At 68.0% G+C, this 16,621-nt stretch carries 16 protein-coding genes; 14 read left to right on the top strand and 2 right to left on the bottom strand.

Features of this window, described 5'->3' with window-relative positions:
* Positions 1 to 95: 95 nt before the first annotated feature.
* From ESD82_RS07305 to ESD82_RS07295, 3 genes are read left to right on the top strand one after another with little or no spacing between them, the layout of a single operon-like run.
* Positions 96 to 539: a PaaI family thioesterase gene (locus ESD82_RS07305; protein ID WP_024843658.1), complete on the top strand. Its 444-nt coding sequence runs from the start codon at positions 96 to 98 to the stop codon at positions 537 to 539.
* A 1-nt stretch (position 540) separates the two neighbouring features.
* Positions 541 to 1,044, top strand: a complete 504-nt coding sequence (locus ESD82_RS07300; protein WP_024843657.1) for a PaaI family thioesterase — start codon at positions 541 to 543, stop codon at positions 1,042 to 1,044.
* A complete protein-coding gene (locus tag ESD82_RS07295) occupies positions 1,037 to 2,374 on the top strand; it encodes an MATE family efflux transporter (protein WP_024843656.1) in 1,338 nt (445 codons plus the stop codon). Before ESD82_RS07300 ends, ESD82_RS07295 begins: the two co-directional genes overlap by 8 nt.
* 46 nt (positions 2,375 to 2,420) lie before the next feature.
* Here the strand turns inward: ESD82_RS07295 and ESD82_RS07290 are convergent, their stop codons facing one another.
* Positions 2,421 to 2,735, bottom strand: coding sequence for a DUF1476 domain-containing protein (locus ESD82_RS07290; protein ID WP_024843655.1), 315 nt, complete (start codon positions 2,733 to 2,735; stop codon positions 2,421 to 2,423).
* Positions 2,736 to 2,882: 147 nt separating this feature from the next.
* Between ESD82_RS07290 and purC the strand changes: the two genes are divergently transcribed.
* From purC to rnr, 9 genes are all read left to right on the top strand, one after another.
* The gene (gene purC / locus ESD82_RS07285; RefSeq protein WP_024843654.1) at positions 2,883 to 3,647 is read left to right on the top strand and encodes a phosphoribosylaminoimidazolesuccinocarboxamide synthase; all 765 of its coding nucleotides are present in this window, start codon (positions 2,883 to 2,885) and stop codon (positions 3,645 to 3,647) included.
* A gap of 11 nt (positions 3,648 to 3,658) precedes the next feature.
* Positions 3,659 to 3,898, top strand: coding sequence for a phosphoribosylformylglycinamidine synthase subunit PurS (gene purS / locus ESD82_RS07280; RefSeq protein ID WP_024843653.1), 240 nt, complete (start codon positions 3,659 to 3,661; stop codon positions 3,896 to 3,898).
* A gap of 100 nt (positions 3,899 to 3,998) precedes the next feature.
* Positions 3,999 to 4,871 (top strand): LysR family transcriptional regulator, encoded by an 873-nt coding sequence (locus ESD82_RS07275; protein ID WP_024843652.1) that lies wholly within the window; start codon positions 3,999 to 4,001, stop codon positions 4,869 to 4,871.
* A 75-nt stretch (positions 4,872 to 4,946) separates the two neighbouring features.
* A complete protein-coding gene (locus tag ESD82_RS07270) occupies positions 4,947 to 5,426 on the top strand; it encodes a formate dehydrogenase subunit gamma (protein WP_147428658.1) in 480 nt (159 codons plus the stop codon).
* Complete coding sequence (locus tag ESD82_RS07265) at positions 5,423 to 6,949, top strand: NADH-ubiquinone oxidoreductase-F iron-sulfur binding region domain-containing protein (RefSeq protein ID WP_147428660.1); 1,527 nt, start codon at positions 5,423 to 5,425, stop codon at positions 6,947 to 6,949. Before ESD82_RS07270 ends, ESD82_RS07265 begins: the two co-directional genes overlap by 4 nt.
* Positions 6,946 to 9,825 (top strand): formate dehydrogenase subunit alpha, encoded by a 2,880-nt coding sequence (gene fdhF / locus ESD82_RS07260; RefSeq protein WP_147428662.1) that lies wholly within the window; start codon positions 6,946 to 6,948, stop codon positions 9,823 to 9,825. The genes ESD82_RS07265 and fdhF overlap by 4 nt, the downstream gene beginning before the upstream one ends.
* 4 nt (positions 9,826 to 9,829) lie before the next feature.
* On the top strand, positions 9,830 to 10,648 hold the full coding sequence (gene fdhD / locus ESD82_RS07255) for a formate dehydrogenase accessory sulfurtransferase FdhD (RefSeq protein ID WP_024843648.1): 819 nt from the start codon (positions 9,830 to 9,832) through the stop codon (positions 10,646 to 10,648).
* A 6-nt stretch (positions 10,649 to 10,654) separates the two neighbouring features.
* A complete protein-coding gene (locus ESD82_RS07250; RefSeq protein ID WP_024843647.1) occupies positions 10,655 to 10,876 on the top strand; it encodes a formate dehydrogenase subunit delta in 222 nt (73 codons plus the stop codon).
* A 44-nt stretch (positions 10,877 to 10,920) separates the two neighbouring features.
* On the top strand, positions 10,921 to 13,185 hold the full coding sequence (gene rnr / locus ESD82_RS07245; RefSeq protein WP_147428664.1) for a ribonuclease R: 2,265 nt from the start codon (positions 10,921 to 10,923) through the stop codon (positions 13,183 to 13,185).
* Positions 13,186 to 13,398: 213 nt separating this feature from the next.
* On the opposite strand, the gene ESD82_RS07240 is transcribed toward rnr, so the two are convergent.
* Complete coding sequence (locus ESD82_RS07240; protein ID WP_024843645.1) at positions 13,399 to 14,997, bottom strand: phosphoenolpyruvate carboxykinase; 1,599 nt, start codon at positions 14,995 to 14,997, stop codon at positions 13,399 to 13,401.
* A gap of 225 nt (positions 14,998 to 15,222) precedes the next feature.
* Between ESD82_RS07240 and ESD82_RS07235 the strand changes: the two genes are divergently transcribed.
* A complete protein-coding gene (locus ESD82_RS07235; RefSeq protein WP_147428666.1) occupies positions 15,223 to 15,651 on the top strand; it encodes an HPr kinase/phosphorylase in 429 nt (142 codons plus the stop codon).
* A gap of 9 nt (positions 15,652 to 15,660) precedes the next feature.
* Positions 15,661 to 16,620 (top strand): RNase adapter RapZ, encoded by a 960-nt coding sequence (rapZ, locus tag ESD82_RS07230; protein ID WP_147428668.1) that lies wholly within the window; start codon positions 15,661 to 15,663, stop codon positions 16,618 to 16,620.
* The last annotated feature ends 1 nt before the right edge of the window (position 16,621 follow it).

Below are 16,621 nucleotides of genomic sequence, written 5' to 3'. Positions count from 1 at the left end.
GGGCGGATCAAACTCAACCATTGGTAGGGTGGGCTTGCCTGCGGGTCGCGGGCTGTTACCATTGCCGCCTGCAAGCCAAGCAAGAGGCCAGGGGCATGAGCGAAGCGTCGCCAGAGGACGAGCTTGAACAACGCCGGCGCATCGCGCGCCAGTTCATCGAGGTGATCCCCCATGCGCGGGCGCTTGGCATGCGGCTGGACCAGCTTTCCGCCGAGGGGGCCGAGATCTCGTTGCCCTGGCGCGAGGATCTGGTGGGCGACCCGCGCAGCGGGGTGATCCATGGCGGGGTGATCTCGGCGCTGATGGACACGTGCAGCGGCGCGGCGGTGATGGCGCATCCGGCCGGGGCGCGCTCGACCGCGACCATCGACCTGCGCATCGACTACATGCGCGCGGCGACCCCCGGCCAGACCATCCGGGCCCGGGCGAGCTGCTATCACATCACCCGCTCGGTCGCCTTCGTGCGCGCCTGGGCGATGGATGACGACGAATCCCGGCCCGTGGCCTCGGCCACCGGCGCCTTTACCGTCGAGAGGTGACATGGCCGGACGCAACGAACCCCTGGATGCCATCAAGTCGCGGCGCAACAACACGCTGAACGCGCTGGTCTCCAGCGTGCCCTATATCCGCTGGCTGGGCATCGGCTTCGACCGCCGCGGCGACGAGCTGACCGCGGTGCTGCCCTTCGACGAAAAGCTGATCGGCAATCCGATGCTGCCGGCGATCCATGGCGGGGTGACGGCCGCCTTCCTTGAGGTCACGGCCATCGTCGAGCTGACCTGGACCGCGATCTGGGAGGACATGGAGCAGGGCCGCATCGCCCCCGATGCCGCCGTGCCCGAAAGCCTGCCGCGGCTGCCCAAGACCATCGACTTCACCGTGGATTACCTGCGCTCGGGCCTGCCGCGCGACGCCTATGCGCGGGCGCGGGTGGTGCGGTCCGGGCGGCGCTATGCCAGCGTGCATGTCGAGGCCTGGCAGGACCAGCGCCAGAAGCTGTTCGCGCAGGCGACCGGGCATTTCCTGATGCCGCAGAATGGTTGAGGCGCTGCCCGGCCCGTCCGGGACGCGCGCGGCGGCCGAAATATCGAACCGCCGCGTCCTGGCCATCGCCCTGCCGGTGGTGCTGTCGAACGCGACGATCCCGATCCTGGGCGCGGTGGATACCGGCGTCATCGGCCAGCTGGGCGAGGCCGCGCCCATCGGCGCGGTGGGTCTGGGCGCGGTGATCCTGGCTTCGGTCTACTGGATCTTCGGCTTCCTGCGCATGGGCACCTCGGGGCTGGTGGCGCAGGCGCATGGCGCGGGGGACGAGGGCGAATCGGGCGCGCATCTGCTGCGGGCGCTAGGGATCGGGCTGACGGCGGGGCTGGTCTTCATCCTGTTGCAGGGGCTGCTTTTCGCCGCGGCCTTCCGGCTGGCGCCGGCCTCGGCCGAGGTCGAGACGCTGGCCCGGCAATACCTGGGGCTGCGCATCTGGGGGGCGCCGGCGGCCATCTCGCTTTATGCCATCACCGGCTGGCTGATCGCCATCGAGCGGACCCGTTCCGTGCTGGCGCTGCAACTGCTGATGAACGGGCTGAACATATTCTTGGACCTGTGGTTCGTGCTGGGGCTGGGCTGGGGCATCCGCGGCGTCGCGGGCGCGACGCTGATCGCGGAATGGTCCGGGCTGGCTTTGGGGCTGTGGTTCGCGCGCCATGCGCTGCATGCGGCAATTCAGCGCGCCGGGCTGCTGGCGCGCGAGCGGATCGAGGAACTGGCGCGGGTGAACGGCGACATCCTGATCCGCTCGGTGCTGCTGCAAGGTTCGTTCACCACCTTCATGTTCCTGGCGGCGGGGCAGGGCGACGTGACCCTGGCCGCCAATCAGGTGCTGCTGCAATTCCTGTCCATCGTCGCCTATGGGCTGGACGGTTTCGCCTTTGCCGCCGAATCGCTGGTCGGGCAGGCGGTGGGGGCGCGGCGGCCCGACCGGCTGCGGCGGGCGGCGGCGCTCAGTTCGGCCTGGGGCGTCGCGGGGGCCGGGCTGCTTTCGGCCGCCTTCCTGCTGGGCGGGCCGGCCATCATCGACCTGCTGACCACGGCGCCCGAGGTGCGCGCCCAGGCGCGGGAATTCCTGCCCTGGCTGATCGCGGCGCCGCTGATCGGCATCGCCTCGTGGATGCTGGACGGCATCTTCATCGGTGCCACCCGCACGCGCGAGATGCGCGACGCCATGCTGGTCGCGGTCGGGATCTATGCGGTGCTGGTGGCGGTGCTGCCGCCGGTTTTCGGCAACCACGGGCTGTGGGCGGCGCTGATGGCCCTGAACGCGCTGCGCGGCCTGACCATGTGGCGGCTTTATCCCAGGGTCGCGGCGGCCGCGGGCTGAGATGCGAAACGCCCCGGAATCCGGGGCGTCGGCATGTTGGGAAGGCTCAAAGCTCGCTGATGATCTGCTCGCGCGCGGTGACGCGCAACTCGGCCATCTTGGCGCGGATGGTTTCCTCGTCGGCCTGGCCGGCCAGGTCGGCCACCAGCTTGCGGAACACGTCCTCGTCGCCCGGCTCGTCGAAATCCGAGGTGACGACGGTCAGCGCATAGGCGCGGGCATCGTCGCCCGTCTTGCCCAGCAGGCCGGCCGCCCATTCGCCCAGCAGGCGGTTGCGCCGCGCCTCGGCCTTGAAGTTCAGTTCCGCATCATGGGCGAATTTCGCCTCATGCGCGCGCTCGCGGTCGTCAAAAGTGGTCATGGCGGCCTCCGGCTTGGGATTATCCCGTGGATATTGCGCAGGATATGCCCATGCGGGCGCGCCATCGCAAGCCCGTATTGCCCATGACCCCGTTTCTGGCCTATAGCCGCATAAAGATTGTCACCTTGCGGACGGGAGACGCGCAGCATGGCACCAAGGCGCAAGAAAATCTACGAAGGCAAGGCGAAGATCCTTTACGAAGGCACCGAGCCCGGCACGCTCATCCAGTATTTCAAGGATGACGCCACCGCCTTCAACGCCCAGAAGAAGGCCACGGTCGAGGGCAAGGGCGTGCTGAACAACCGCCTGTCCGAATTCTTCATGACCGGGCTGACCAATATCGGCGTGCCGAACCACTTCATCCGCCGCATCAACATGCGCGAGCAGCTGGTGCGCCAGGTCGAGATCATCCCGCTGGAGGTGATCGTGCGCAATTTCGCCGCGGGCTCGATCTCGAAGCGCCTGGGCATGGAGGAGGGCACGCCGCTGCCGCGCCCGATCGTCGAATACAGCTTCAAGAACGACGAGCTGGGCGACCCTTTCGTGTCCGAGGAATACATCATCGCCTTCGGCTGGGCCAGCCAGCAGGACCTGGACGACATCGTGTCGCTGGCGTTGCGGGTGAACGATTTCCTGTCGGGCGTGTTCTTCGGCGTCGGCATCAAGCTGATCGACTTCAAGATCGAGGTCGGCCGGATCTGGGACGGCGACTTCATGCGCCTGGTGGTCGCCGATGAGATCAGCCCGGATTCGTGCCGGCTCTGGGACGTCAAGACCGGGCAGAAGCTGGACAAGGACGTGTTCCGCCGCGACCTGGGCAGCCTGACCGATGCCTATACCGAGGTGGCGCGCCGGCTGGGCCTGATGCCCGCCAACACCACCTCGCTGACCAAACCCACCCTGATCAACTGAGAGGCCCGCAGATGAAAGCCCGTGTCACCATCATGCTGAAGGATGGCGTTCTGGACCCCCAGGGCGAGGCGATCCGGCACGCGCTCGGCGGGCTGGGCTTTGCCGGCGTCTCGGGCGTGCGCCAGGGCAAGGTGATCGAGCTGGACCTGGCGGCATCCGATGCCGAGGCGGCGAAGGCCGAGGTGGCGCGCATGTGCGAGGGCCTGCTGGCCAATACCGTGATCGAGAAATACGCGGTCGAGATCGTCTGATCCGCCGGATGATCCGCCGGGCCGGGGGCTTCGCGCCCCCGGACCCCCGTGGGGTATTTGGAAAACGGAGAAGGCCGGCCGGGCGGGGAGGGCGGGTCCGGTGATCGACAAGCTTTCCATGTTCATGGCCCTGGCGCGCGAGAAGCATTTCGGCCGCGCCGCCGAATCGCTGGGCATCACCCAGCCGACGCTGTCATCCGCCATCCGGGCGCTGGAGGAGCAGCTGGGCGTGCAGCTGGTGCGGCGCGGCTCGCGTTTTCAGGGGCTGACGCCCGAGGGCGAGCGCGTGCTGGGCTGGGCGCGGCGCATCGTCGCCGATGCCCGCGCCATGCAGGCCGAGATGCAGGCCAGCCGCAAGGGCGTGTCGGGGCGGCTGCGCATCGGCGTGATCCCCACCGCCATGCCGCGCATCGCCGAGCTGACCGGGCCCTTCCTGCGCCGCCATCCCAATGCCGGGGTCTCGATCCTGTCGCGCAGCTCGGACGAGATCCGCGACCAGATCGAGGCGCTGGAGCTGGATGCCGGCGTGACCTATCTGGACAGCGAGCCGCTGGGCCGGGTGCAGAGCCTGCCGCTGTATCGCGAGACCTATTGCCTGATCGACCGCGGCGCCTTGGCCGGGCCCGCGGATTGGGCCGAGACCGCCACCCGGCCGCTATGCCTGCTGACGCCGGACATGCAGAACCGCCGCATCGTCACCCGCCACCTGGTCGAGGCCGGGGCGGATGCGCTGCCGCGGGTCGAATCGACCTCGATGCTGGCGATCCTGTCGCATGTGGCGACCGGCGAATGGGCTGCCATCCTGCCGCGGGCGCTGGCGCGCGGCCTGCCTCTGCCCGAGGGGGTGCGGGCGCGCGACCTGACCGGCGACGGGCATATGGTCGGGCTGGTCGTCGCCCGGCGCGAGCCGCATCCGCCGCTGGTCGAGGCGCTGATCCGCATCGTTTCTTCGATTGATAGTTTCAATCAATAAACGATATATCACGATTGTATCGTCTATCACCGGTCTCTAGTCTGGACAAAACAGCAAAGCCCGGATCACCCAGCCATGACCTTGCCAGCGACCGACGCTGATTTCCTTTTGCGCCTTGACGACATCATCGCCGCCCACAAGGGCCGCGAGGGGCCGCTTCTGCCCATCCTGCACGACATCCAGGAGGAATGGGGCCATATCCCCGAAGCGGCGCAGCCGGTGCTGGCCGAGGCCCTGGGCATGACCCGCGCCGAGGTTCATGGCGTCGTCAGCTTCTATCACGACTTCCGCGACCATCCGCATGGCCGGCATGTGCTGCGGCTGTGCCGGGCCGAGGCCTGCCAGTCGATGGGGGCCGAGGCCCTGGCCGATGAGGTGCGCGCCGCGCTGGGAATCGACTGGCACGAGACCACGCCGGACGGGCGGCTGACGCTGGAGCCGGTGTTCTGCCTGGGGCTTTGCGCCTGCGCGCCCTCGGCGCAGATGGGCGACAGGCTGCTGGGCCGGGCGAATCTGGCCAAGGTGCAGAAACTGCTGGCGGAGGCGGGCGCATGAGGGTCTGGGTTCCCCTGGATGCCGCCGCCCGCGCCCTGGGCGCCGACGCGGTGGCCGAGGCGCTGGGGCGCGAGTTCACAGTCACCCGCAACGGCACCCGCGGCATGATCTGGCTGGAGCCGCTGGTCGAGGTCGAGCGCGACGGCGTGCGCCACGGCTATGGGCCGGTGGCGCCCGAGGACGCGGCCTCGGTCGCCGAGGCGATCCGCACCGGCGGCGAGCATCCGCTGGCGCTGGGGCCGGTCGAGGAATTGCCCTGGATGAAGGCGCAGACCCGGCTGACATTCGCCCGCGTCGGCGTGATCGACCCGCTGTCGGTCGCGGAATACGAGGCGCATGGTGGGCTGGCCGGCTTGCGCCGCGCCATCGGCATCGGGCCGGAGCGGATCGTCGAGGAGGTCACCGAATCGGGCTTGCGCGGCCGCGGCGGCGCCGGTTTCCCGACCGGGATCAAGTGGAAGACCGTGGCCGGCGCCAAGGCGGCGCGGAAATACATCGTCTGCAATGCCGACGAGGGCGATTCGGGCAGCTTTGCCGACCGCATGCTGATGGAGGGCGATCCGCTGGTGCTGATCGAGGGCATGGCCATCGCCGGCATCGCCACGGGCGCGGTGCAGGGCTATGTCTATATCCGCAGCGAATATCCCGACGCCATCCGGCTGATGGAGGCCGCCATCGGCAAGGCCCGGCAGGCCGGCATCCTGGGCCAGTCGGTGCTGGGATCAGACCATGCCTATGACATGGAGGTGCGGGTCGGCGCCGGCGCCTATGTCTGCGGCGAGGAAACCAGCCTGCTCAACAGCCTGGAGGGCAAGCGCGGCGTGGTCCGCGCCAAGCCGCCGATCCCGGCGCTGGAGGGCTTCCTGGGCCGGCCGACGGTGGTCAACAACGTGATCTCGCTGGCCTCGGTGCCCTGGATCCTGACCCATGGCGGGGCGGAATACGCCAAGCTGGGCATCGGGCGGTCCAAGGGCACGATCCCGATCCAGATCGCCGGCAACGTGAAATATGGCGGGCTGTTCGAGGCCGCCTTCGGCATGAGCCTGCGCCAGATCATCGAGGAGATCGGCGGCGGTACCGCCTCGGGCCGGCCGGTCAAGGCGGCGCAGGTGGGCGGGCCGCTTGGTTCCTATATCCCGCATTGGGATTTCGACGTGCCCTTCGGCTACGAGGAACTGGCGACGAAAGAGGGCCTCTTGGGCCATGCCGGCATCACCGTCTTCGACGACAGTGCCGACATGCTGAAGCTGGCGCGCTTCGCCATGGAGTTCTGCGCCGTGGAAAGCTGCGGCAAATGCACGCCCTGCCGCATCGGCTCGATCCGGGGGGTCGAGACCATCGACCGCATCGCCCAGGGCGACGAGACAGGGATCCCGATCCTGACCGATCTGTGCAACACGATGAAATGGGGCTCGCTTTGCGCGCTGGGGGGCTTTGCGCCCTTCCCGGTCATGTCGGCGCTGACCCATTTCCCCGAGGATTTCAGCGGGCGCCGCGAGCCCCGCAAGGAGGCCGCCGAATGAAGGATTTTATCATTCCCGATCGCGACATGGGCACGCCCGCGGTCAAGTCCGACGTCACCGTGAACCTGCTGGTGGACGGCATCCCGGTCAGCGTCCCGGCCGGGACATCGGTGATGCGGGCCGCGGCCGTGGCCGGGATCTCGGTGCCCAAGCTCTGCGCCACCGATCATCTGGAGGCCTTCGGCTCCTGCCGGCTTTGCGTGGTGCAGATCGAGGGGATGCGCGGCCTGCCGGCTTCCTGCACGACCCCGGTGGCCGAGGGCATGGTGGTCCATACCCAGACCGACGAGGTCGCCCAGGTCCGCAAGGGGGTAATGGAGCTTTACATCTCGGATCACCCGCTCGATTGCCTGACCTGCGCCGCCAATGGCGACTGCGAATTGCAGGACATGGCCGGGGCCGTCGGGCTGCGCGAGGTGCGCTATGAGCCGGGCGCGAACCATTTCGCCCGCCGCGACGCCGAGGGGCCGAACCCGGAATACCGACCCAAGGACCAGTCGAACCCCTATTTCACCTTCGACCCGGCGAAATGCATTGTCTGCTCGCGCTGCGTGCGCGCCTGCGAGGAGGTACAGGGCACCTTCGCGCTGACCATCGAAGGGCGGGGCTTCGACAGCCGCGTCTCGGCCGGGATGGCGTCGGACGATTTCCTGTCCTCGGACTGCGTCAGCTGCGGCGCCTGCGTGCAGGTCTGCCCGACCGCGACGCTGATCGAGAACAGCGTCATCCAGATCGGCACGCCCGAGCATATCGTCAAGACGACCTGCGCCTATTGCGGCGTCGGCTGCTCTTTCGACGCGCATATGCGCGGCGAGGAGGTGGTGCGCATGGTGCCCAGCAAGGACGGCAAGGCCAACCACGGCCACAGCTGCGTCAAGGGCCGCTTCGCCTGGGGCTATGCCACGCATCGCGAGCGCCAGACCCAGCCGATGGTGCGCGAGCGGATCACCGATCCCTGGCGCGTGGTCAGCTGGGACGAGGCGCTGGACTTCGCCGCCACCCGCCTGCGCCGGGCACAGGCGGATTTCGGGCGCGATTCCATCGGCGTCATCACCTCGTCGCGCTGCACCAACGAGGAAACCTACCTGGTGCAGAAGCTGGCCCGCGCCGTCTTTCACAACAACAACACCGACACCTGTGCCCGCGTCTGCCATTCGCCGACCGGCTACGGGCTGAAGACCACCTTCGGCACCTCGGCGGGCACGCATGACTTCGATTCGGTTGACGATACCGATCTGGCGCTGATCATCGGCGCCAACCCGACCGACGGCCATCCGGTCTTTGCCTCGCGGTTGCGCAAGCGGCTGCGCGAGGGGGCCGGGCTGATCGTCCTCGACCCGCGCCAGATCGACCTGCTCAAGTCCCCGCATATGGGCGAAGGGCTGCACCTGCCCCTGCGGCCCGGCACCAATGTCGCCGTGCTGACCGCCATGGCGCGCGTGATCGTGGCCGAGAAGCTTTATGACGAGGCCTTCATCCGCGAACGCTGCGACTGGGACGAGTTCCTGGCCTATGCCGAGTTCCTGATGGACCCGCGCCATGCGCCCGAGGAGGTCGAGAAACTGTCCAAGGTGCCGGCCGAAATGATCCGCAAGGCCGCCCGCGCCTATGCGGCGGCGCCGCGCGCCAGCATCTATTACGGGCTGGGCGTGACCGAGCATTCGCAGGGCTCGACCACGGTGATGGCGATCGCCAACCTGGCGATGCTGACCGGCAATATCGGCAAGCCCGGCACCGGCGTAAATCCGCTGCGCGGCCAGAACAACGTGCAGGGCTCCTGCGACATGGGCAGCTTTCCGCATGAATATCCGGGCTATCGCCATGTCTCGGATCCCGAGACGCGGGCGATCTACGAACGCGCCTGGGGGGTGGAGCTGTCGCCCGAGCCGGGCCTGCGCATCCCCAACATGTTCGACGAGGCGCTGGCCGGCCGCTTCAAGGGACTTTACTGTCAGGGCGAGGACATCGTGCAATCCGACCCCGACACGCGCCATGTCACCTCGGCGCTGTCGGCAATGGATATCGTCATCGTGCAGGATCTGTTCCTGAACGAGACCGCGAACTATGCGCATGTCTTCCTGCCCGGCTCCAGCTTCCTGGAAAAGAACGGCACCTTCACCAATGCCGAGCGGCGCATCAACATGGTCCGCCGCGCCATGACGCCCAAGAACGGCTATGAGGATTGGGAGGTCACGCAGCTGCTGGCCAACCGCATGGGCGCGGCCTGGTCCTATACCCACCCGCGCGAGATCATGGCCGAGATCGCGCTGACCACGCCCAGCTTCGCCGGCGTCAGCTACGATCTGCTGGACCGCGAGGGCTCGGTGCAATGGCCCTGCAACGACAAGGCGCCGCTGGGCACGCCGGTCATGCATATCGACGGCTTCGTGCGCGGCCGGGGCAAGTTCGTCCATACCGAATATGTCGCGACCGAGGAACGCACCGGGGCGCGCTTCCCGCTGTTGCTGACCACCGGGCGGATCCTGTCGCAATACAATGTCGGCGCCCAGACCCGGCGGACCGAGAACGTCGTCTGGCACCCCGAGGACATCCTGGAGATCCATCCCTCGGATGCCGAGAATCGCGGCGTGCGCCAGGGCGACTGGGTGCGGCTGGCCTCGCGCTCGGGCGAGACGACGCTGAGGGCGCATATCACCGAGCGGGTGGCGCCGGGCGTGGTCTATACCACCTTCCATCACCCGACGACTCAGGCCAATGTGGTGACGACGGACAATTCCGACTGGGCCACCAACTGTCCCGAGTTCAAGGTGACGGCCGTGCAGGTCAGCCCCTCGAACGGTCCGTCGGATTGGCAAGAGGAGTATCGCCATCATTCCGACCTCGCCCGCCGCATCTTGCCCACCGCTGCCGAGTGACGGCATGCGCGACGTGAAGGCCGGCGTGCTGCGCTGGGACGGCGATGGGGATGGGCCGGGCGGCTGGCGCCCGGTCGAACCGCCCCCCGCGCCGCAGGAATGCCCGGTGGCCATCGTCATCGACGGCATGAGCCAGGCGGTGCTGATGGCGACGCCGCATGACCTGCGCGATTTCGCCCTGGGCTTTGCCCTGACCGAGGGGCTGATCGCTGCGCCAGAGGATGTCGAGGGTTTCGAGGAGGCCGAGGTTTCCGCCGGCGGCTTCCCGGCGCGCGAGGCGCGGCTGTGGCTGCGCCCCGGCCTTGCCGCCCGGCTGGCCGAACGGCGGCGCAGCATGATCGGCCCGGTCGGTTGCGGGCTTTGCGGCGTGGACAGCATCGAGGCGGCGCTGCCCCGGATCGTGCCGGTCGCCTCGGACTGGGCCATGGCGCCCGAGGACGTTGCCCGCGCCATGGCCGCGCTGACCCAGGGCCAGGTCTTGCGGCATCGGACCCCGGCCATTCACGGTGCCGCCTTTTGGGACGGCGCCCGCGCCGTGACCCGCGAAGATGTCGGCCGCCACAATGCGCTGGACAAGCTGGCGGGCGCGCTGGCGCAGGCCGGGCGGTCGGCGGGGCAGGGCGCCGTGGTCATGTCCTCGCGCCTGTCCGTCGACCTGGTGCAAAAGGCCGCCCGCATCGGCGCGCCGATCCTGATCGGCGCCAGCGCGCCGACGGCCCTGGCGCTAGCCTGGGCCGAGCGCGCCGGCATCACCCTGATCGCGCGTGCGCGCCACGCAAGCTTCGATCTTTACACCCATCCCCGGCGCATCGCCGGAAGCTGAGGCGACATGTCCCACGACCATTCCAAACTGATCCGCATGGCCACGCAGATGGCGCAATTCTTCAGCAGCCAGCCCGACCGGCCGGCGCCCGAGGCGGTGGCCGCGCATATCAACGATTCCTGGTCGCCGCGGATGCGGCAGGATTTCGTGGAGCTGATCCGCGCCGGGGCCGAGGCCGATCCCGTCGTGCGCGAGGCGGCGGAGTTCGTCCGCCTGCCTACCGGCTGATTTTGCCCCTGCCACCCCGTCTGGCGCCGTGCTAGCGTGGCGGCATGGCACAGCTACCTTCCCGGCAAGAGATTCTCGACTGGGTGTCCGCCCATCCGGACGCCACCGCCAAGCGCGACATCGCGAAAGCCTTCGGCATCAAGGGTGCCGAACGCATCGAGCTGAAGCGGCTTCTGAAGGAGCTGGAGGCCGAGGGCCTGCTGGAACGCCGCCGCCGCCACTATCACGATGCCGAGCGGCTGCCGCCGGTCACCGTGCTGCAATTGCTGCCGCCCGACCGGGACGGCGACATCTTCGCCAAACCCTTGGAATGGCAGGGCGAAGGGCCGGTACCGCGGATTCTCTACGCGGCGCTGAAATCCGATCCCGCCGTGGCGCCGGGCGAGCGCATCCTGGCCCGGCTGATCGAGATCCGGGGCGAGGATCACGACTATCAGGCCCGGCTGATCCGCCGCATCGGCACGGTGCAGCACCGCGTGGTCGGCATCTTCCGCGCCGCGACCGGCGGGTCCGAGGCGGGCGGCCGCATCCTGCCCATCGACAAGGGCCAGGACAAGGAATGGCAGGTGCGCCCCGGCGACGCGCATGGCGCGAAAAGCGGCGAACTGGTCGAGGCCGAACAGGTCGGCCCGCGCGGCCGCATCGGCCTGCCGCTGGCGCGGATCGTCGAGCGGCTGGGCGACCCCTCGGCGCCCAGGGCGGTCAGCCTGATCGCCATCCACCAGCACGGCATCCCCGACGATTTCCCCGACGAGGTGATCGCCGAGGCCGATGCCGCCCGCCCCGCGACGATGAAGAACCGCGAGGATCTGCGCCACCTGCCCTTCATCACCATCGATCCCTCGGATGCGCGCGACCGCGACGATGCCGTCGCCGCCGAGACGCATGAGGACGGCGGCGCGACGATCTGGGTCGCCATCGCCGATGTGGCGCATTACGTCCGCCCCGGCTCGGCCCTGGACCGAGAGGCGAAGAACCGCGGCAATTCCACCTATTTCCCCGACCGGGTGGTGCCGATGCTGCCCGACATCCTGTCGAGCGACCTGTGCTCGCTGCATCAGGGCGTGGACCGGCCGGTGATCGCGGTCAGGATGCGGCTGGACGCGCAGGGCAACAAGACCGGCCACAGCTTCCACCGCGGCATGATCCGCTCGGCCGCGAGCCTGGCCTATGAACAGGCACAGGCGGCGGCGGACGGCAACCCGGATGAGCAGACGGCGCCGCTGCTCGACGCCGTGATCCACCCGCTCTGGCACGCCTACGGGTTGCTCAAGGCCGCGCGCCAGCGCCGCCAGCCGCTGGAACTGGACCTGCCCGAGCGCCGCATCGAACTGACCCCCGACGGGCGGGTGAAATCGGTGAATTTCCGCGAACGCCACGACGCGCACCGGCTGATCGAGGAATTCATGGTCCTGGCCAATGTCGCCGCCGCCGAGGAGCTGGAACGGCTGCGCCGGCCGCTGCTCTATCGCGTGCACGAGGAGCCGACGGTGGAAAAGCTCGACGCGCTGCGCGAGGTGGCCGAAGCCTCGGGCTTCACCCTGGCCAGGGGCCAGGTCTTGCAGACCCGGCACCTGAACCGGCTGCTGGAACAGGCCGAGGGCTCGGAATTCGACGAACTGATCAACATGACGGCGCTGCGCTCGATGCAGCAGGCCTATTACAACCCCGAGAATTTCGGCCATTTCGGGCTGGCCCTGCGCTCCTATGCGCATTTCACCTCGCCGATCCGGCGCTATTCCGACCTGATCGTGCACCGGGCGCTGGTCATGGGCCATAAGTGGGGCGATGATGGGCTGTCGGCGCAGGATATCGAGATGCTCTCGGAAACCGCGCAGCATATCTCGGAGACCGAGCGGCGCTCGATGGCGGCCGAGCGCGACACCACCGACCGCTATCTCGCCGCCTATCTGGCCGACCGGGTGGGGGCCGAGTTCGCCGGCCGCATCAGTGGCGTGCAGAAATTCGGCGCCTTCGTGCGGCTGGACGAGACCGGGGCCGACGGGCTTTTGCCGATCCGCGAGATCGGCCGGGAATATTTCCATTACGACCCGGATGCGCAGGTGCTGATGGGTTCGGAAACCGGACTCGAGATCGGCATCGGCCAGCGCGTGACCGTGCGGCTGACCGAGGCGGTGCCGCTGACGGGCGGGCTGATGCTGGAACTGCTGGAAGTCGAGGGCCGGCCGCTGCCGCAAGGCTCGGGCGGCAGGCGCGGCAAGGGGCCGATGCGCAAGCGCGCCACCCAGGCACGGCTGGCCGAGATCAAGCGCGCCCAGAAACGCCGGCGGGCGCGGCATCAGCGTTGAAGAAGGGGGCCTTGCCCCCGCGCGTTCCGCGCTCCCCCAGGGTATTTGGAAAACGGAGAAAGCCGCGAGGGGTGCAGGGCTTCTTTCTTGCCTAAATATCCTGCGGGGGAGTCGGCCGCAGGCCGGCGGGGGCGCAAAGCCCCCTTAGGCGGTGCCGAAAGCGAAAAGGGCGGCCCCATTGGACCGCCCCTCGCATCATCCCTCCGTCAGCCTTCAGCCAATGGCGGCAGCGCGGACGTCGTCGTCGATCTTGTCGGCATATTGCGCAAAATTGTCGCTGAACATGCCGACCAGCTTGCGGGCCTGGGCGTCATAGGCGGCGCCTTCTGCCCAGGTCTGGCGCGGGTCGAGCAGCTTGTCCTCGACGCCGGGAACCGAGACCGGAACCTCGAAGCCGAAATTCGGATCCTTGCGGAACTGGGCGTTGTTCAGCGAACCGTCCAGCGCCGCGGTCAAGAGCGCGCGGGTCGCCTTGATCGGCATGCGCTTGCCGGTGCCGAAGGCGCCGCCGGTCCAGCCGGTGTTGACCAGCCAGCAGGCCGCGCCCGTCTTGGCGATCTTTTCCTGCAGCAGCTTGCCATAGACTTCCGGGCGGCGCGGCATGAAGGGGGCGCCGAAGCAGGTCGAGAAGGTGGGCGTCGGCTCGGTCACGCCGACCTCGGTGCCGGGCGTCTTGGAGGTGAAGCCCGACAGGAAGTGATACATGGCCTGCGCCGGGGTCAGCCGCGCGATCGGCGGCAGCACGCCATAGGCGTCGCAGGTCAGCATGATGACGTTCTTCGGCTGGCCGCCCAGCGAGGTCGCGGACGCGTTCGAGATCTGCTCCAGCGGATAGGCGCAGCGCATGTTGTCGGTCAGCGAGTTGTCCTCGAAGTCCAGCTCCAGCGTGTCGGGGTCGTAGACCATGTTCTCGATCACGGTGCCGAACTTGAAGCAGGTGGCGTAGATCTCCGGCTCGGCCTCGGCCGAGAGATTGATGGTCTTGGCGTAGCAGCCGCCCTCGAAATTGAAGATGCCGTGGTCGGACCAGCCATGCTCGTCATCGCCGATCAGCACACGCGAGGGATCGGCCGAGAGCGTGGTCTTGCCGGTGCCCGACAGGCCGAAGAAGATCGCCGAATCGTCCGGGTTGCCGATGGCGTGGTTGGCCGAGCAATGCATGGGCATGACGCCCTTTTCCGGCAGGATGTAGTTCAGCAGCGTGAAGACCGATTTCTTGTTCTCGCCGGCATAGGCGGTGTTGCCGATCAGGATCAGCTTCTTTTCGAAATTGAGCGCGATCACCGTCTCCGAGCGGCAGCCGTGCTTGGCCGGGTCGGCCTTGAAGGACGGGCAGTTGATGATGGTGAAATCGGGCACGAAGCCGGCCAGTTCGGCTGCCTCGGGGCGGCGCAGCAGGTGGCGGATGAACAGCCCGTGCCAGGCCAGTTCGGTCACGACCCGGACGTCGAGGCGCAGGGCAGGATCCGCGCCGCCGTAGAGGTCTTGCACGAAATAGTCCTTGCCCTTCATGTGCTCCAGCATGTCGGCATGGAGCCGGTCGAAGGCTTCGGGCTCCATCGGGCGGTTGTTTTCCCACCAGATGCTGTCTTCCACCGAGGCCGTGCGCACCACATGCTTGTCCTTGGGCGAGCGGCCGGTATGCGCCCCGGTCGAGACCAGGAAGGTGCCGCCCAGACCCAGCTTGCCCTCGCCGCGCTGGATCGCCGCCTCGACCAGCGCCGGTTCGAGCAGGTTGTAGTGGACATTGCCGAGCCCCGTGATCCCCTGGTCTTCGAGACGGCAATTCGGATTGACGCGCGGTTCGGTCATGACACCTTTGCTCCTGCTGATAGTCCGGGCCGGCAGCGGCCGTTGCGCGTCCTATAACACGGCATTTCCCAGGCGAAAGCGCACATATGGACAGGGTTAGCGCAATCACACACGGTTAGCGCAATCATTTGGCGGATCGTGGCCTTGGCTTCAGGAAAACGCCACAAAGGCTCCTGATCCGGGGCCGGGCTCCGGGACGATTCGCGTCAAAAGGGGGAGAGCGCCATGATCCTGCATGCAAGCTGCATCGCCCATCGGGAACGGGGCCTGCTGATCCTGGGCCCTTCGGGCGCGGGCAAGTCCACGCTGGCGCTGCAGATGATGGCGCTTGGCGCCGTGCTGGTGGCGGATGACCGCACCGTGCTGCGCCGCGAGGGGGTGCGGATCCTCGCCGATGCGCCCGATTCGATCCGCGGCCGGATCGAGGCGCGGGGCGTCGGCATCCTGCATGCCTGGGCGCATGGGCCGGTGGAGGTGGCGCTGGCGGTCGATCTGGCGCGCCCCGAGCCCGACCGGCTGCCGCCCGACCGGCGGCTTGACCTAATGGGCAGGTCCGTGCCCCTTGTCCTTGGGGCCGGCCGCGTTCATCTTGCATCGATACTGTTGCAATATCTTGTCGCCGGCCGGGCGGATACGGATTTGCACGAAAGCTAGGATCGGACCATGCCGGAGGCGGCAAGCGCCATGGAGAGCCAGGAAGAACGCGCCCAGCGGCTGGTGCTGATCACCGGCCCGTCCGGGGCCGGGCGTTCGACGGCGATCAACGTGCTGGAGGATCTGGGCTACGAGGCGATCGACAACCTGCCCCTGTCGCTGATCCCGCGGCTGCTGGACGGGCCGGCGCGGCCGATGCCGCTGGCCTTGGGGTTGGACGTGCGCAACCGCGACTTCTCGGTCGCCAACCTGATCGAGCTGATCGACCGGCTGACCCGGCTGCCCGAATACGCACCCGAGGTGCTGTTCCTGGACTGCACGACCGAGCAGCTCTTGCGGCGGTTCAACGAAACCCGGCGCCGTCATCCGCTGCGCGCCGAAGGCTCGCCGCTCGACGCCATCATCGCCGAGCGCGACATGCTGGCCCCGATCCGCGCCCGCGCCGACGTGCTGGTCGATACGTCGGACCTGTCGCCGCATGACCTGAAGGCGGAACTGGCGCGCTGGTTCGACACCGAGTCGGGGCGGCGGCTGACCGTCTCGGTGCAGTCCTTTTCCTACAAGCGCGGCGTGCCGCGCGGGGTGGACATGATGTTCGATTGCCGCTTTCTGACCAATCCGCATTGGCGGCCGGACCTGCGGCCGCTGGACGGGCGCGATTCGCCGGTTCAGCATTATGTGATGGCCGATTCGCGATTCGACGAGTTCTTCCGCCGGGTGCAGGATCTTGTGCTTTTCACCCTGCCTGCCCATCTGGATGAAGGGAAGGCGCACCTGGCGATCGGCTTCGGCTGTACCGGGGGGCGACACCGTTCTGTCACAATGGCGGAAAAAATGGCAGATGCGCTTGCGAAAGCAGGCTGGCAAGTGTCAATTAGACATCGGGAACTTGAACGCCGTGAAAAGGCGCCGGCACCTGGGGATGATGGCCATATGCGGGCCTCTCGCACAGCTTTGGCGCAAGGTTGAA

The sequence above is a fragment of the Paracoccus pantotrophus genome, from assembly GCF_008824185.1.
Taxonomy (GTDB): domain Bacteria; phylum Pseudomonadota; class Alphaproteobacteria; order Rhodobacterales; family Rhodobacteraceae; genus Paracoccus; species Paracoccus pantotrophus.
The sequence above is the reverse complement of the archived record's forward strand: the minus strand, read 5'-3'. Positions and strand labels throughout refer to the sequence as shown.

Excerpts from the sequence above, each read along its gene's own strand:
- ESD82_RS07250 (WP_024843647.1), top strand. The coding sequence starts at position 10,655 with ATGTCCCACGACCATTCCAAACTGATCCGCATGGCCACGCAGATGGCG.
- fdhF (WP_147428662.1), top strand. The coding sequence starts at position 6,946 with ATGAAGGATTTTATCATTCCCGATCGCGACATGGGCACGCCCGCGGTC.
- ESD82_RS07300 (WP_024843657.1), top strand. The coding sequence starts at position 541 with ATGGCCGGACGCAACGAACCCCTGGATGCCATCAAGTCGCGGCGCAAC.
- rapZ (WP_147428668.1), top strand. The coding sequence starts at position 15,661 with ATGCCGGAGGCGGCAAGCGCCATGGAGAGCCAGGAAGAACGCGCCCAG.
- fdhD (WP_024843648.1), top strand. The coding sequence starts at position 9,830 with ATGCGCGACGTGAAGGCCGGCGTGCTGCGCTGGGACGGCGATGGGGAT.
- purC (WP_024843654.1), top strand. The coding sequence starts at position 2,883 with ATGGCACCAAGGCGCAAGAAAATCTACGAAGGCAAGGCGAAGATCCTT.
- rnr (WP_147428664.1), top strand. The coding sequence starts at position 10,921 with ATGGCACAGCTACCTTCCCGGCAAGAGATTCTCGACTGGGTGTCCGCC.
- ESD82_RS07270 (WP_147428658.1), top strand. The coding sequence starts at position 4,947 with ATGACCTTGCCAGCGACCGACGCTGATTTCCTTTTGCGCCTTGACGAC.
- ESD82_RS07265 (WP_147428660.1), top strand. The coding sequence starts at position 5,423 with ATGAGGGTCTGGGTTCCCCTGGATGCCGCCGCCCGCGCCCTGGGCGCC.
- ESD82_RS07290 (WP_024843655.1), bottom strand. The coding sequence starts at position 2,735 with ATGACCACTTTTGACGACCGCGAGCGCGCGCATGAGGCGAAATTCGCC.
- ESD82_RS07235 (WP_147428666.1), top strand. The coding sequence starts at position 15,223 with ATGATCCTGCATGCAAGCTGCATCGCCCATCGGGAACGGGGCCTGCTG.
- purS (WP_024843653.1), top strand. The coding sequence starts at position 3,659 with ATGAAAGCCCGTGTCACCATCATGCTGAAGGATGGCGTTCTGGACCCC.
- ESD82_RS07240 (WP_024843645.1), bottom strand. The coding sequence starts at position 14,997 with ATGACCGAACCGCGCGTCAATCCGAATTGCCGTCTCGAAGACCAGGGG.
- ESD82_RS07295 (WP_024843656.1), top strand. The coding sequence starts at position 1,037 with ATGGTTGAGGCGCTGCCCGGCCCGTCCGGGACGCGCGCGGCGGCCGAA.
- ESD82_RS07305 (WP_024843658.1), top strand. The coding sequence starts at position 96 with ATGAGCGAAGCGTCGCCAGAGGACGAGCTTGAACAACGCCGGCGCATC.